Source organism: Anaeromassilibacillus senegalensis (genome assembly GCF_001261775.1).
GTDB classification, from domain to species: domain Bacteria; phylum Bacillota; class Clostridia; order Oscillospirales; family Acutalibacteraceae; genus Anaeromassilibacillus; species Anaeromassilibacillus senegalensis.
The window spans coordinates 677,793-691,603 of the sequence record NZ_LN868538.1; the positions used below are offsets into that span (position 1 = coordinate 677,793).

The 13,811-nt window shown below is 54.8% G+C and carries 4 protein-coding genes; all 4 read right to left on the reverse strand.

Annotation, left to right across the window (positions count from 1 at the left end):
- Nucleotides 1-380: 380 nt before the first annotated feature.
- The 4 genes from BN2106_RS13445 to BN2106_RS13460 all read right to left on the reverse strand — a co-directional run bounded on the left by BN2106_RS13445 (nucleotide 381) and on the right by BN2106_RS13460 (nucleotide 13,792).
- Complete coding sequence (locus BN2106_RS13445; protein WP_050699080.1) at nucleotides 381-7,784, reverse strand: glycoside hydrolase family 2 TIM barrel-domain containing protein; 7,404 nt, start codon at nucleotides 7,782-7,784, stop codon at nucleotides 381-383.
- A 407-nt stretch (nucleotides 7,785-8,191) separates the two neighbouring features.
- Nucleotides 8,192-11,296, reverse strand: coding sequence for an efflux RND transporter permease subunit (locus tag BN2106_RS13450; RefSeq protein ID WP_050699081.1), 3,105 nt, complete (start codon nucleotides 11,294-11,296; stop codon nucleotides 8,192-8,194).
- A gap of 3 nt (nucleotides 11,297-11,299) precedes the next feature.
- Nucleotides 11,300-12,607, reverse strand: coding sequence for an efflux RND transporter periplasmic adaptor subunit (locus BN2106_RS13455; RefSeq protein ID WP_050699082.1), 1,308 nt, complete (start codon nucleotides 12,605-12,607; stop codon nucleotides 11,300-11,302).
- 96 nt (nucleotides 12,608-12,703) lie between these two features.
- Complete coding sequence (locus BN2106_RS13460) at nucleotides 12,704-13,792, reverse strand: TolC family protein (protein WP_050699083.1); 1,089 nt, start codon at nucleotides 13,790-13,792, stop codon at nucleotides 12,704-12,706.
- Nucleotides 13,793-13,811: the final 19 nt, after the last annotated feature.

Below are 13,811 nucleotides of genomic sequence, written 5' to 3' on the forward strand. Positions count from 1 at the left end.
AAATCCAATTTTTGTCAAGCGGAAATTATTTCTCTCTGAGACACCAAAACATCCCTTTTTCCTCTCAAAAACATACAATCTTTCTATATCATGCAAAAATCCTTTTCACCCCGTTTCCTTTTTAAGCAATGTCACGACAGCCTTGCTAATTTTAATTCTTCATAAATAACATAAATGTACACCCATGAAAGTTTACAAAAATGAAATCTCTGCATATTTTTACAGAACAGAGGAACCCCCAGCCCTGACCGGGCCGGGGGTTCCTCTGTTTTTGATGGGGATTCTTTTACTATTACGGTCGACTCAACTCATCAGCCAATCGTCAGACCTCCGGTCGGGACGCGCTCCGGCGGCCCTGTCAACCAGTTTGTCCGATATTCTCAGCCAACGGTCACCGTGCAGTGCTGCTGAGCGTTCTGGCCCGCCAGCGTGGTGTACACACCTGTGCTCTGGCCCGGTGTGCCGACTGCATACACTCTGTAATAGTAATCGTTGCCGATCTTGGCGACAAACTGGGTCTTGAGCACGCTGCCGTTGCCGACGGTGAAGCTCGGGACCAGATTGTTGCCATTCACAACGGTCATCTTGAAGCAATAGGCGCTGCCTCTCTTCAGGTTAAAGTCGACGGTCGTATCGGATACGACGGTTGCCTTACCAAGGATTGCCTGTGCCGCACCGACAACCGCGGTGCCTTCGTTGCCGTAGCTGTTGCCAGCCTTGGCGGAATTGCTGCTAGAAGAAGAACCCTTATTGGTATTGGAGCCGGTGTTGCCATTATCGGTGTTCGGCTTATCCTCAGCCTTACGGACCAAGCCGTTTCTTCTTGTTTCCAGCGTATTCGCCGCGCCGTTTACTTCTTTTTCCGTTGCATTCGGATCGTTCAGAACCGCCAACGCCACGGTGTAAGCCGCTTTATACGCCGCATAGCTTGCCGGGGTGTACTCGTCTTCGTTGATATCCTTATCGCCGTCGACCAGTTCTTCCAGATAGCTCTTATCCGGGATCAGGCGCAGGTTTGCGATTGCAAGGACCAAACGGTTGACCATCTTGTCCAGTTCCGTCTGCGTCGGCTCTTCCTTCGCAAGAAGCGTCTCTGCCTCTTTAATCAGATCCTCAAAGCCTTCCTGGCTGGCCGGGGTGTATTTGCTCAGATCATAGCTCTTCGCTTCTTCAATCCGTGCTTCCAGTTCGCTCTTATCCGCCGGAGTCTCCAGCGCTTCAAATGCATCGGTCAATGCCTTCGCCGCATCGTCAACATCCTTCACCAGCGCATTTTCGTCCTCATAGACTTCGTGCGCTGCTGCCAGAGCTTCCGCATACTTCGCCCAGCTTGCCGCAGTGAAATCTTCTTCTTTCAACGGCTCGTAGGTCTTGAAGAGCAGCTCCAGCTTGGTCTTATCGCCCTTTTCAAAGGACAGATAGTTCATCGCTCCCGTCATTGCGATGGTCGCGGCGTCCACTTCGTCCTGCAGGGCGGTTTCGTCCGCTTCTACTTTCACTGCTGCCTTATAAGCCGCGTCAAATTTGTCCTTTGCCCACGGAATCAAGTTTCCATATGCCTCGGTCTCCATGGCTTCTTCCGCGCTTGCAATTGCATTGCGCAGCAGGGCCTTCCAAACCACAACGGAGGTGAATTTTACGGTGGTGTTTTCGTTCGGCATGGTCAGTTCATAATAGGCAACTGTGCGGTCGCCGTCCTTAAAGGTGACTTCCTTTTCCACGCCATTGACAGTCAGAACCGTTGTAACGAATTCTCTGTCATCGTCCTTATGACTAAAGGTCAGGCTGACAGTATCCTCGGCCATGACATCCTTCTGAATGTAGGTGCCGGTTATATCAGCCAGCTCCTGGGATACGCCGTCCACGGTCAGCGCAACCTTCGGGCCATACTCCACACGCAGGTCATGCGGAGCCGCCACGTAGTTATCCAGACCATCGATTGCCGCCTGGAGGACATCTAGAGCATTCATCAATTCAGCGTCGGTTGCCTCTGCATTGCCCAGAACCGTGCCAGCCGCCGCATAGGCTCCCTCAAATGCATTCCAGGAATCGTCTGTGTAGTCGCCCTGTCCCGCATTCTTAATAGCAGTTGCTTCCGCATAGAGCGCTTCCAGTTTCTCGCGCGGGGTCTTTTCCGGAGCCGCAACCACCGTTGCATAGGTCTTCGCGGACAGGCCTTCCACGCCGTTGATGTTGGTCGCCATCACACGGATTCTGGTTCCGACCGGAACCGCTTCCGTCACAGCGACGGTCGCTTTGCCCGCATCCTCCGCGTTCGGAGTGATGGTCGCGCCTTCGATCTCGCGGCCGAAGGAATCCACGATGGACCATTCAGCCTCGGTCACTTCATAGGTGTTATCCCATACAAGGCCTTCCATGGCTGCCTTCAGCATGTTGTATGCCGCCTCGACAACGCTTTCCGGTGCCTCAACCGGGAAGTCCAGAACGGTGCTCGCAACGTTGATCGCCGCTTCAAAGATCGCCACGCTGGACGCGGTGTAGATGCTGGTGTCGATTGTGCCAGCCTGCTGCAGCAGTGCTTTCAGATCATCGATCGTCGCCATCGCATATGCGCCGGCGGCCTTTGCCTGTGCGGTCGGAGCAGCCTTCACAATGGTGAACTCCTTGCTGCTGCCGGAAATGATCTGCGCATCCTTCGGGGAAATCGCTACTGCGTCGTCATCGACGACCGGAACGTCTTTGTAGCTGATGTCGCTAAAGTCAAGCCACATAACAACGTTTTCGCTATCCGGAGCAATCGCCGGCTGTTCCGCTTCGCCTACATCGTAAGCGCCCTGGCCGTTCAGCTCTTCCGCTGTCAGTGCTTTATTATACACACGGGTATTTGCAAAGGTATTGCTGTTGGTTCTGTTGGTTTCCGGATCATAGCCGATGTGGAACTTCGTGCTGCTGGCTTTTACACCCAGACCGGAGTTATCCACCAGTTCCGCAATGATCTCGCCGTCCAGGTAAACGGACAGCTTATTGCCGTCAAAGATACCTGCCACATGGATCCACTTGTTTCTAACCTGGCTGTCCGAAACCTTTGCCTCAATCGACTTCCAGTTGCCGTCGCCAGCCTTGATGAAGAAGTCAATTGTGCCGCCTCTGGTACGGAAGCCGAAGCAGTTATCGCCCTTGCCCATGAACATATCATAGTCTCTGGGGCTGCTAGCCGGTTTTACCCATGTTTCCACGGTGAACTCGTTCTTGCCGACAAAGAGCTCGTCAAACACGTCCGCGCCGTCCGTGCCCTTGTCGTTCGGGATTGCCATCCAGCCGGTCAGACCGACATTGAACTTGCCGTCCATGACAAGCTTCGCGTTGTCGCCCAGAACCGGGTTAATCTGGTTGTTGCTCAGGTCTGCTACGTTTTCAGGCGCTTTGCCCTTGAAGGTCATGACCTTTTCCATAGCTTCTTCCAGATCCGCATAGTTGGTAACCAAAGCCTTCTGTGCGGCAGTCAGATTCTCATAACTTTCCAGGATGTTCTCCAGCTCTGCCTTCTGTGCATAATCAAAGACATAGATGGAATCAATCGCGTTCTGCACGGCTTCTGCCTGCTGCTTGTCGAACGCATCCTGATCAAAGCTTGCAAAAGCTCTGTACGGTTTGCTCAGTTCCATCGGGTCCGCAGTCGCGGCATCAAACGGAACAATGGTGTACTCAAAGGAATACGCCTTGTTGTTCGGAATCTTGTACTCCTCCAACGTATCCGGGCCGCAGCTCCGGTTGCCGATGCCGCGGGAAATCAGATCGATGTTGACATAGGTTTCCTTGTTCGGCGCTTTGAGCTGATACGGATGCTTCGCCGCGTCGAGCTGATCGATGCTGAAGTGGAGCGCGCTGGTCTCCAAATCCTGTTTGCCTGCAACGAGGATACCGGTTGCTTTGTTTTCACCGGTCAGGGTCATCCACTTTGTGCCGTTCTGCGTGCCGGTTTCCTGGGTCTCCAGATACGGATAGAAGGAATCCGTCACCGTATTGGTGTACAGGCCGGTCATCGCATAGGAATCACGGTCGAAATAGCACTCGGTCGGGCCGTTGCCATAACGGGTGATGTCCTCGTAGCCTTCCGGCAGGACCATATTGGAACCAACCTTCATGATCTGGCCCATGCTGGTGCCGGTCGCGTCCAGCGTAAAGTTCATGGTTACCGCACCGGAACCGTCAATGGTGTAAACAACGGTTTCCTTCGCATTGTTGGCATTTGTAAGCGTCAGATTGGTGGTGATCACCGTTCTGCCGTCTTCCGCTTTTGCAACGGTGATGCCATTTTCATCTACTGTGATGTTCTTGTTGGCATTCTTCCAGTTGTTATCTACGTCGCCGCCGTCATTGTTGATCTTCGCTCTCCAGAAATTCGGCGCCGGGCCGTCCAGAATAACGGTTTCACCATTGTAGACATATTCGGACATTGCGCCGGAAGTCTTATCCAGCTTGAAGCTGAAGTTATCGCCGGAAACCAGCACATAGTCTGCATCATTCTCTGTATCAACCGTTACATTGGTGTTTACAGTGATCGGAGCAATCGCCGTCACGGAAGCCGGAATCGCGAACTGCTCGTGTGCAATCTCGTGGCCTGCTTCTGCCCAGAGAGTATCCTCCTTGAGCAGTACGTTGATGTTCAGATAATATTCCGCGCCTGCCGGGCGGTCCGCCTCTGCGGGCATGGTGAACGGAATGACCACCGTCTCGGTCTGCTTCGGCGCAACGTCCACATCCGTCAGGACGCCTTCGTCGATTACTTTGCCGTCTTCCAGCAGTTCCCACTTGACGTCATACTCGTTCAGGTTGGTGAAGTTGCTTTCGTTGTAAACGTTGATCTTGCGGTTTGCAATCTCGTTGTCAGAAGCGGTCATCCAGTAGTTCTGATACTGGTATTTCACTTCGTAGAGTTCCGGCTGCGGATCTCTGTCCGGAGAAACAAGACCATTGACGCAGAAGTTTCCGCTGTTGTTCTTGTCGCCCCAATCGCCGCCATAGCCGAAGAATCTGCCGTCCATTTCCTCATCATAGAGGTGCTGCTTTGCATAATCTTCCGCATAGTAATCCCAATAGGCGCCTTCCTGTTTGGTCAGGCCTGCGGAGTAATCCAGCCATACGAGAACGCTCTCGTCGCTCGGGCCGATGTCCGGCGTCGCGCTCATCTGTGCTTTCAGCTCGTCCGCGGTCAAAGCCTTGGTATAAACGCGGCCAATGGAAATTTCACCGTCTACGCTGCGGTTGTTCTCTTCATCGCGGCCAATGCCAAGCGGATAGCTGTTGGGCCGGATATCATACTTGCCGTTTGTGCTGCCCTTCAGTTCGCCATCAATGTAGAGGCGCAATGTATTGCCGTCATAGGTACCGGCAACCTGATGCCAATTACCGACCCAATCGCTCGGCAAATTGCAGGTTGCGGAGTGCCAGCCGCCATTATAAACAAAGAACTCCAAGCCATCGCCGTTGCTCTGTGTCTTCAGTGCAACCTGGGTATCGCCCTTTGCAATCAGGACGCTGTTGCGCGCGGTGGAGTTCGGCTTTACCATGACTTCGAAGGTGAAGCTCTTGCCTTCTCCGGACAGCGCCGCATTATACACGCTGTTGTTTGCATCGTCCAATACCGTATAGCCGCTGTAGGATTTACCGGTCAGGGATTCGGCCGCCGCGTCAATCAGCTCCGTAGGACCGTGCGCGGTTCCCTCTGCGCCCAGAGAGCTCATCTCCGTGATACTGCTCTGTGCCGGCAGGGAATCCAGATCGATGTAACGGGATTGGTCGACCCAGTCCCAGATGAAGCCGCCGACCATATTATCGGAGCTGCGGATGGCATCCCAGTACTCCTTCATATTGCCGACTGCATTGCCCATTGCGTGGTCGTATTCGCACATGACATAAGGCATTTTGCCTTTTCCCGCATAGCCCCATACAGTGCCGACGGTCGGGTACATGTTGCTGCCCATATCGGTGCCGCAATCCTGGTTCAGGCCTTCCGCATGAACCGGGCGGGTCTTATCGTGGTCCTTGAAGTACCAAACCATCTTCGGGAAGATATTATCGCCGCCGTGGCGGTCATAGCTCATCTCGTTGCCAATGGACCATGCCACAACCGCCGTATTGTTCTTAAGCGTTTGATAAGCGGTGACGGTTCTGTCCATATACAGCTTGCCATAGTAATTGTTGATGTTGTCGTTCTGGCCCATGATGGCATGGCACTCCGCGTTCGTCTCGCCCATCATATACAGGCCGTACTTGTCGCAGAGATAATACAGATACTCATCATTGGCATAGTGAGACGTACGGATGGCGTTCAAGTTCCACTGTTTCATGATCTTGACGTCTTCCTCATACACACTATTCGGAACATATTTGCCATAAATCGGATCCGAGTCATGGCGGTTGGTTCCCTTGAACAGAATCGGCTGGCCGTTGATGGTGATCGGGCTGAAGGAATTCGTCGTACGGTTGTAATTATCGTCTACTTCCGTGCGGGTGAATTCGATCTCACGGAAACCGAGCTGCTGGGAGATGCTCTCAAAATGACGGCCCGTCGTCTTGTCGTACAGGGTCATTACGAGGGTATAGAGGTTCGGGTCCTCCGCGGACCAGAGGTCCGGGCTCTCCACCAGTTTGCTGGCGTCCATCGTCACTTCGCCGCCGACGGCGATATCGCTTACGTTGAAGCGCATCGGGTCGTTGGCAAACACGTCGCTGCCGTCCGCGTCGAACAGCTGCACATCGATCGCATAATTGGCGATCGCCTGTTCGCTGTAGTTCTTGACGGAGGTGCTCAGTTCCAGCTGTGCATTGGTGTAAGTCTCATCCAGATCGGTGATGACGCGATAATCGTTGATGTGTACAAGCGGCGTGGAGTACAGGTACACGTCTCTGAAGATACCGCCGTCATAAATCATATCCTGGTCTTCCATCCAGGTGCCGTCGCTGAATTTATGTACTTCCACCGCAAGGGTATTCACCTGGCCCTGGGGGTTCAGGTAATCGGTGATGTCGAAGTCGTGCGGACGATAACTGTCCTCACTGTATCCGACTTCCTTGCCGTTGACGTAAACATAGTATGCGGATTCCACACCCTGGAAGGAGATCAGCACGCGGCCGTTGTCCTGCAGGAGGGTATCGTCCACTACGAAGTCTCTGCGGTAGAACCCTACCGGGTTGTACTGCACCGGTGCGTTCGGCTGGGAAACATTCTCACCCTGCCAGGGCATCTGTGTGTTGGTATAAATGGAATAGTCCCAGTCGCCGAAGCCCTCGTAACGGGTCCAGCTGCGCGGCACGTCGACGACCTGCCAGCCGTCTTCTTTGGTTGCTTCGTAATCCGGGTTCATGAACCCGTCGTCCAGATACTTCTGGCCCTTTTCCGCATTGGAAACCACGACGAGCTCCCAATCCTCCTGGCCGATGCCGGACAGCATCTGCACATAGTTGGAATCTTCCTTCTTGTAGTCCACAGCGCCGACGACGGCTTTTTCCACAGACTCATACGGGATGGTTCCTGTTGCGTGGGCGGGTTCACGATTGATGCCAAAGATGTCGCAGGCCCGAACGGTTTCCTGGGTAATCGGGTCTGTGTAGTTCCTTCCGGTGTACTCCATGCGCGGATTCGCGAATTTCTGAGTATCCGGAGCCATGGCTGATGCCGCTCTGGTCAGTTGAGGCCATGCGGCGCCGTCTTTCCAGGTGCCTCCATCGCTTCCGTTACCGGCTGCAAACGCGGGCTGAATGCCTACGCTGACGGTCATAACGGCCGCGAGGAGAATGGAAATGAGCTTCTTAGATTTCATACACTTCTCTCCCCATCTTAAAATAATATTAATAAAGAGCGCCCAAACGCGACAAAAGGCCTGTCCGAAAGAAATCCTTAACCCCACGCACTTCTTACGGTCAGCCTTTCATGCATTCTCCGGCATCTCCTTATTTACACCATCAATCGTTTCATAAACCGAATCACCAGCGGACGATTTAGCTATTTTTACAGTTCTATCCCATCCGTTTTTATGCAGTTCTACTTGTGTAACTCATTATAGCAAATAACCCACCGCTTTTTCTAGTATTTTTTTTGGTTTTGTTGGGAAATTTTTCACGAATTCATCTCTAAATTGGTACTTTTTTTAGATCGTAACCATAATTTACCAATTAAAAAAGCCGGCGGCAGGAATTTCTGCCGCCGGTGAATGTTTGAGTTTAAAAATCAGGAATGTTCCATCTCCGCCTCTCCACGGGGCCCCTCCTTCAGTCCGGGATTCTTCCTGCGCATGCGCAGCTTATTGACACCCGCATACAGCACCGGGATAAAGACAAGGGTGACGATGGTGGAGAGCATCAGGCCGAACATGACCGCAATTGCGAGCGGACGCTGCATCTCCGTGCCTTCCGCCGTGGAAATTGCCATGGGAACCAGGCCCAGCACGGTGGTCATTGTCGTCATCAGAATCGGGCGCAATCGCGTGGAGCCCGCCTTTTCCAGCGCCTCATTGCACGCCATACCGCGCGCCATCAGCTGATTGGTGTAGTCCACCAGCACGATGGCATTGTTGACCACCATGCCGACCAGCATGATGAAGCCCATGAACGCGGTCGCCGTCACGGTATTTCCGGTGATGAACAGGCCCAGGATGCCGCCCGTCAGCGCGATGGGCAGGGAGAACATGATGATAAACGGATGGATAAACGATTCAAACTGCGCCGCCATAATCATATAGACCAGCAGAATCGCAACGATCAGCACGATGAACAGGCTGGTAAAGGTCTCCACCAAGCTGTCGAGCGTACCGGTGAAGGAATAATCATAGCCCTCCGGGAAATTGTAGTTGTTCAGGATGGCTTCCATGTTCGACTTCGCCGTCGCCGCGTCCAGTCCGTTCGTATTGGCACTGATGGTGATATAGCGATGCTGGTTGGTACGGGTGATCTGCACCGCGCCGTCCGCGATGGCGATATTGGCCACCTCTGTGAGCGGGACAGGCATACCGTTCGCCGCCGGAACCGTGATGCCCTGCAAATCGTCCACATAGCGGACGCGGTCCTGGTCCTGCATGATGCGGATATCCAGTTCATCGCCATTTACTTTATATTGGGTGGGCACGCTGCCGGTGATCGCCGTGCTGACCGCGGACGCAATGGAACCGGCGGTGATCCCGTAGGCCGACGCCTTGGTCCGGTCGATCGTGATGCTGGCTTCCGGGACCGCGTCGTCCAAAGAACTGCTGGCGTCCAGCGCCCACGGCTGCGCCTCGATCTGCGCCACCAGGTCGTTTCCGATCGCACGCAGCTGCTCCGTGCTGTCTCCGTTGAGCTGGAACTGAATGTCCGCCGAGGAGCCGAAGGACCCCATGGCTGAGCTGGAGGCGGAAACGGTAATTTCCGCGCCCGCAATGTCTTTTACCTTGCCGCGGACTTCGTCCACGACGTCATCCGTGGAACGGCTGCGCTGTTTCTGCTCCACCAGATTGATCGTCAGGCTGGCGGAATCGGTGGACGAGCCGCCGACCGACACATACCATTCTTCGATCTCCGGAATATCCTGAATCTGTGCCGTCACCTGGTCCACCACTTTGGAGGTTTCCTCCAGAATGGTCCCCTTGGGCATGGCGATGGAAACACTGGCGGAACCCTGGTCCATGGACGGCATCAGGTCGACGCCCACCACGGGCAACAGTCCCAGTGACGCGATAAAGACCAGCAGGACCAGTGCAACCACGCGCTTTTTGCAGCGCAGCGCCACATGCAGCAGACGGGAATACCCGCGGTCCAACGCGTCCAGCGCGCGCTTCCAAAGGTTCAGGAACGCGGTCAACCGCGGATGCTTCTCCATTTTCTCCGCATCCGTGCTCTTGAGCAAATGCGCGCAGGCCATCGGTACAAAGGTCAGGGAAACGACCAGCGAAACCAGCAGCGAGAAGCTGACCGTCAGCGACAGGTCCTTAAACATCTGGCCAATCATGCCCTGTACAAACATCAGCGGGATAAACACCGCGACCGTGGTCAGTGTGGAGGCCGCGACAGAGAGCGCCACCTCGGAGGCGCCGACCTGCGCCGCCTGCTTGGCAGGCATGCCCTCTTCATGGTGCCGCGTGATGGATTCCAACACGACGACCGAGTTATCCACCAGCATACCGATGCCGATGGTGATGCCGCCCAGAGAGATGATGTTCAGCGACATGCCGCATACATACATCAGGGCGAAAGTCACAACGACGGAGGTCGGGATGGAAATGCCGATGATCAGCGAGGATTTGCCGTTGCGCAGGAACAGGAACAGCACGACGACGGCCATCAGCGCCGCTTGGACGGCGGTGCTCAGCACGTTGCTGACGGAGGTTTTGATATAGTCCGCCGTGTTGGTCAGCATTGTGATGTTGAGTTCCGAATTCTCCGCGGAGATTTTATCCAGTTCCTTTTCAATCTTATCAGAAATGTCCACCATGTTGGCATTGGACTGCTTTTGAATGGTAAGGATGACGCTCTTTTCTCCGTTGATCAGCGCGTACGATTCCTCTTCCTTTTCCACCTCGTCAATCTGCGCCACGTCGCGCAGATGGATCAGCGCGCCCGTCGGGGTAGTCAGCGGCAGGTCGCGGATTTCGTCGATTGTCTGGAACTGCCCCACGGAGCGCAGTTGCAGCTTGGTGTCGCCCTGTGCGATCTTGCCCGCGGGCAGGTTCATATTTTCCGCCTGCAAAATGCCGGAGATCTGCTGCACCGTCACATTGTAGCCCTGCATCTTCTCCGGGTTCAGGACAACCTGTATTTCCTTCTCCATGCCGCCGGTCAGGTCGACGGACGCAACGCCGTCGATGCGCTCCAGCCGGCTGACCACCTGTTCCTCCAGCTGGTCCGTCAGCTTGGAAAGGTCCATATCCTTGCTGTGAACCCCAATCTGGATGGTGGAAAGGGCGTTCGGGTCCATTTTAATGACCATCGGGGCCTGTGCCCCTTCCGGCAGCTGGCTCTTGGTCAGGTCGATCTTTTCGCGCACGTCGATGGCCGCCATGTTGACATCTGTGCCATCCACAAACTGAATGATTACCAGGGAGGAATTTGCGGAGGAAGTGGACATAATGGTATCCACGTTGCTGACCGTTCCCAGCGCTTCTTCGATCGGCTTGGTGATCAGTGTTTCAATTTCCTCCGGGCCAGCGCCGACGTACACCGTACTGACGGCGGCAATCGGCACGTTGACGGAAGGCATCAGGTCCAGGTTCAGGCCCAGCAGGGAAACGACGCCCGCCAGGATCGCGATCAGCATCACCATAATGGTGGTGACCGGCCGCTTGATGGCCGTTTTTATGGGCATCGGTTACGCCTCCTTCCCGGAACCGGAGACGTTCACGGTGTCCCCGTCCGCGAGGAAGGCCTGGCCCTTGACGACCACGCTGCTGTTCTCCTCCAGACCGCCGGTCACCTCCACCTCTTTGCCGGTGTCGATGCCGATGGTGACGAGCTTCTTCCGGGCAACGCCGTCTTCATTGACAAACACGTAATTTTCGCCGCCGGAGGTAACGACCGCCTCGCGCGGCAGAACGATCACGTTTTCTTTCTTTTCCTTTGTAAAATGCACCTCTCCGAACATGCCAGATTTCAAAGTGCCGTCGGCATTGTCCACCACAATTTTGACCTCATAAGTGCCGGTCTGATTTGAAGCGGGGTTGACGGTATCGATCGTCCCCTGCAACGGGGTTTCAGATACCGCCGTAATTTTAACGTCGACCTTCTGGCCCGGCTTGACACGGTTGATGAGCTGTTCGGATATACTCACATTGATATGTACCTTGCTGGTGTCGCTGATGACGAACGCCGGACCCGCCGCACTGGAATAGAGCGTCCCCTCCGTCAGGGTGCAGCCGGTCACCACACCGGTGATCGGGCTCTTGACCGCTGCGTCGCGCAGAGTCTTTTCCGCGCTGGCCATCTGGGCCTCCACCGCCTTCTGGCTGGCCTGCGCAGCCGCCAGGCCGTCCTGCGCCTTGCGCAGGTTTTCCTCCGGCATTTGATTGGCCACCAGATCGTAGCTGGTTTTTGCTGTATTGTAGGCGATCTCCGCATTTTTCATGCCGGTTTCTGTCTTATCCATGTCGCTCTTGGAGATAATCCCGGCTTCATACAGCTGTTTGTTGTTTTCATAGGTGGTCTTCATATCGTTATAGGCGATTTCCGCCTGTTCCAGCCCGGTCTTGGCCGACTGGATCTGCGTCTGCATCGCCGCACCATTGACCAGCTCCACGCCGGTCTGTGCGGAACGCACCTGCGCCTTGGTCGCCTCCAGCTGCGCCTTCAGCACGGTCAGATTGTTTTCAATGTCCTCAGTCCCCATCTGGAACAGGACCGCGTCTTTTTCCACCGGATCGCCCACCTGATAATTGATCTGCTGGACCGTGCCGGCCACCGTACTGACAACATTCGCCTCGCCGATCGGTTTCACCTTGCCGGAATACAAATATTCGCTTTGTATATCGCCCTTTTTTGCGGGAGCGACCTGGACAGTCACCGCTTCCTTGACCGGCGGCGCTTCCTCCGCCGGCTCGGCGCTCTGCGCACAGCCGCCGAACAGAACGGACAGCGCCAGCATGACGCATACAGCCATCCACTTGATCGATTTTTTACCCATTGTCTTCCTCTCCATTTCTCCTGGTCTGATCTGCCCGCCGGGAGCCCTCTCCCGCGGGCGCGGTAACGTTGAATGGAATTGCCCGGTACGAACGGGTCAGGATGCGATGATGCCGAAATCCAGCGCCCATTTATACTGCTCGATGGCAGAGAACAGGTTGGTTTCCGCGGTCTTCACCTTTGCGGTTTGCGCGTCCAGCTTATCCTGCGCGCTGACCATGGCGAGCTGCGACAGCATGCCCAAGTCAAATTTCCGCTTTGATGCTTCATAATTCTTCGTTTCCAACGCCAGTGTATTCTGTTCCTTCTCCAGCAGTCGCTGCTTGTCGCCGATATTCTCATAGAGCTTGCGGAAGGATGCGCCGAAAGAGCCCTTGTTTTCGTCGAAGTTCTCGTTGTTGCTGGGGATGGAAGCACTGCCGCCCCACGCGCTGTTGTTGCTGACCGCGTCTTCCAGATCGTCGGAGAACTTGATTTTATCCACATAATCGGTGTCGGGCCTGGGCAGTGATTTCAGGGTCAGCGCCTGGCTGTAGTTCCGGCCGATCAGCGTATTAAAGCTGCGCCGCAGGGCCGTGATCTCCATTTCCATCGTGTCAAGGCCGCTGTTGATGGTATTGCGGCTTGCTTTCATATTTTCCAAATCCAGCGCCGTGATCATTCCCAGCTCGTACTGTTTTTCATATGCCGCCATGTTCTTATCAAATACGTCGAGGCTGCGCTGCAGCTCCTGCTTCTGGTCCTCCAGCGAATGATAGGCGATGAAGAGGTTTTTCGCGCCGATGACAATCTGGTCGCGCGCCTGATCAATCTGCACAGAGGATTGACTCATACTGTTGCTGTTGCTCGCAAGCTGGCTGTTGAGTGAGCCGGTCACCAGTTGCATTCCACTGAGCACGCCGGCCAGCTCGGACCCCTCCGGCAGCTGTGCCTGTGCGTTCGCCAGTTGCTGGGAAAACTGGTTCAGTCCTTGCTGGGTTTGTTTTAATGCCTGTAACGCCTGGTTGAGTGCCGCGGCCTGGCTGGAAAAATCGAGGCTGCCGTCGACGATTTCTTCGATGTTATCATACGAAATGACGCGGCTTTCCCAGGATTCTTTTGCGGACACCGTTGTTCCGCCAATCAGGCCGGCCGGGCCGCAGAGCAGCACAGCGGCCAAAAGAATGGATACCAATCGTTTTTTCATAGGTCATTCCTCCTGCTTC

Coding starts and splice junctions, on each gene's coding strand:
- BN2106_RS13460 (WP_050699083.1), bottom strand. CDS start 13,792: ATGAAAAAACGATTGGTATCCATTCTTTTGGCCGCTGTGCTGCTCTGC.
- BN2106_RS13445 (WP_050699080.1), bottom strand. CDS start 7,784: ATGAAATCTAAGAAGCTCATTTCCATTCTCCTCGCGGCCGTTATGACC.
- BN2106_RS13455 (WP_050699082.1), bottom strand. CDS start 12,607: ATGGGTAAAAAATCGATCAAGTGGATGGCTGTATGCGTCATGCTGGCG.
- BN2106_RS13450 (WP_050699081.1), bottom strand. CDS start 11,296: ATGCCCATAAAAACGGCCATCAAGCGGCCGGTCACCACCATTATGGTG.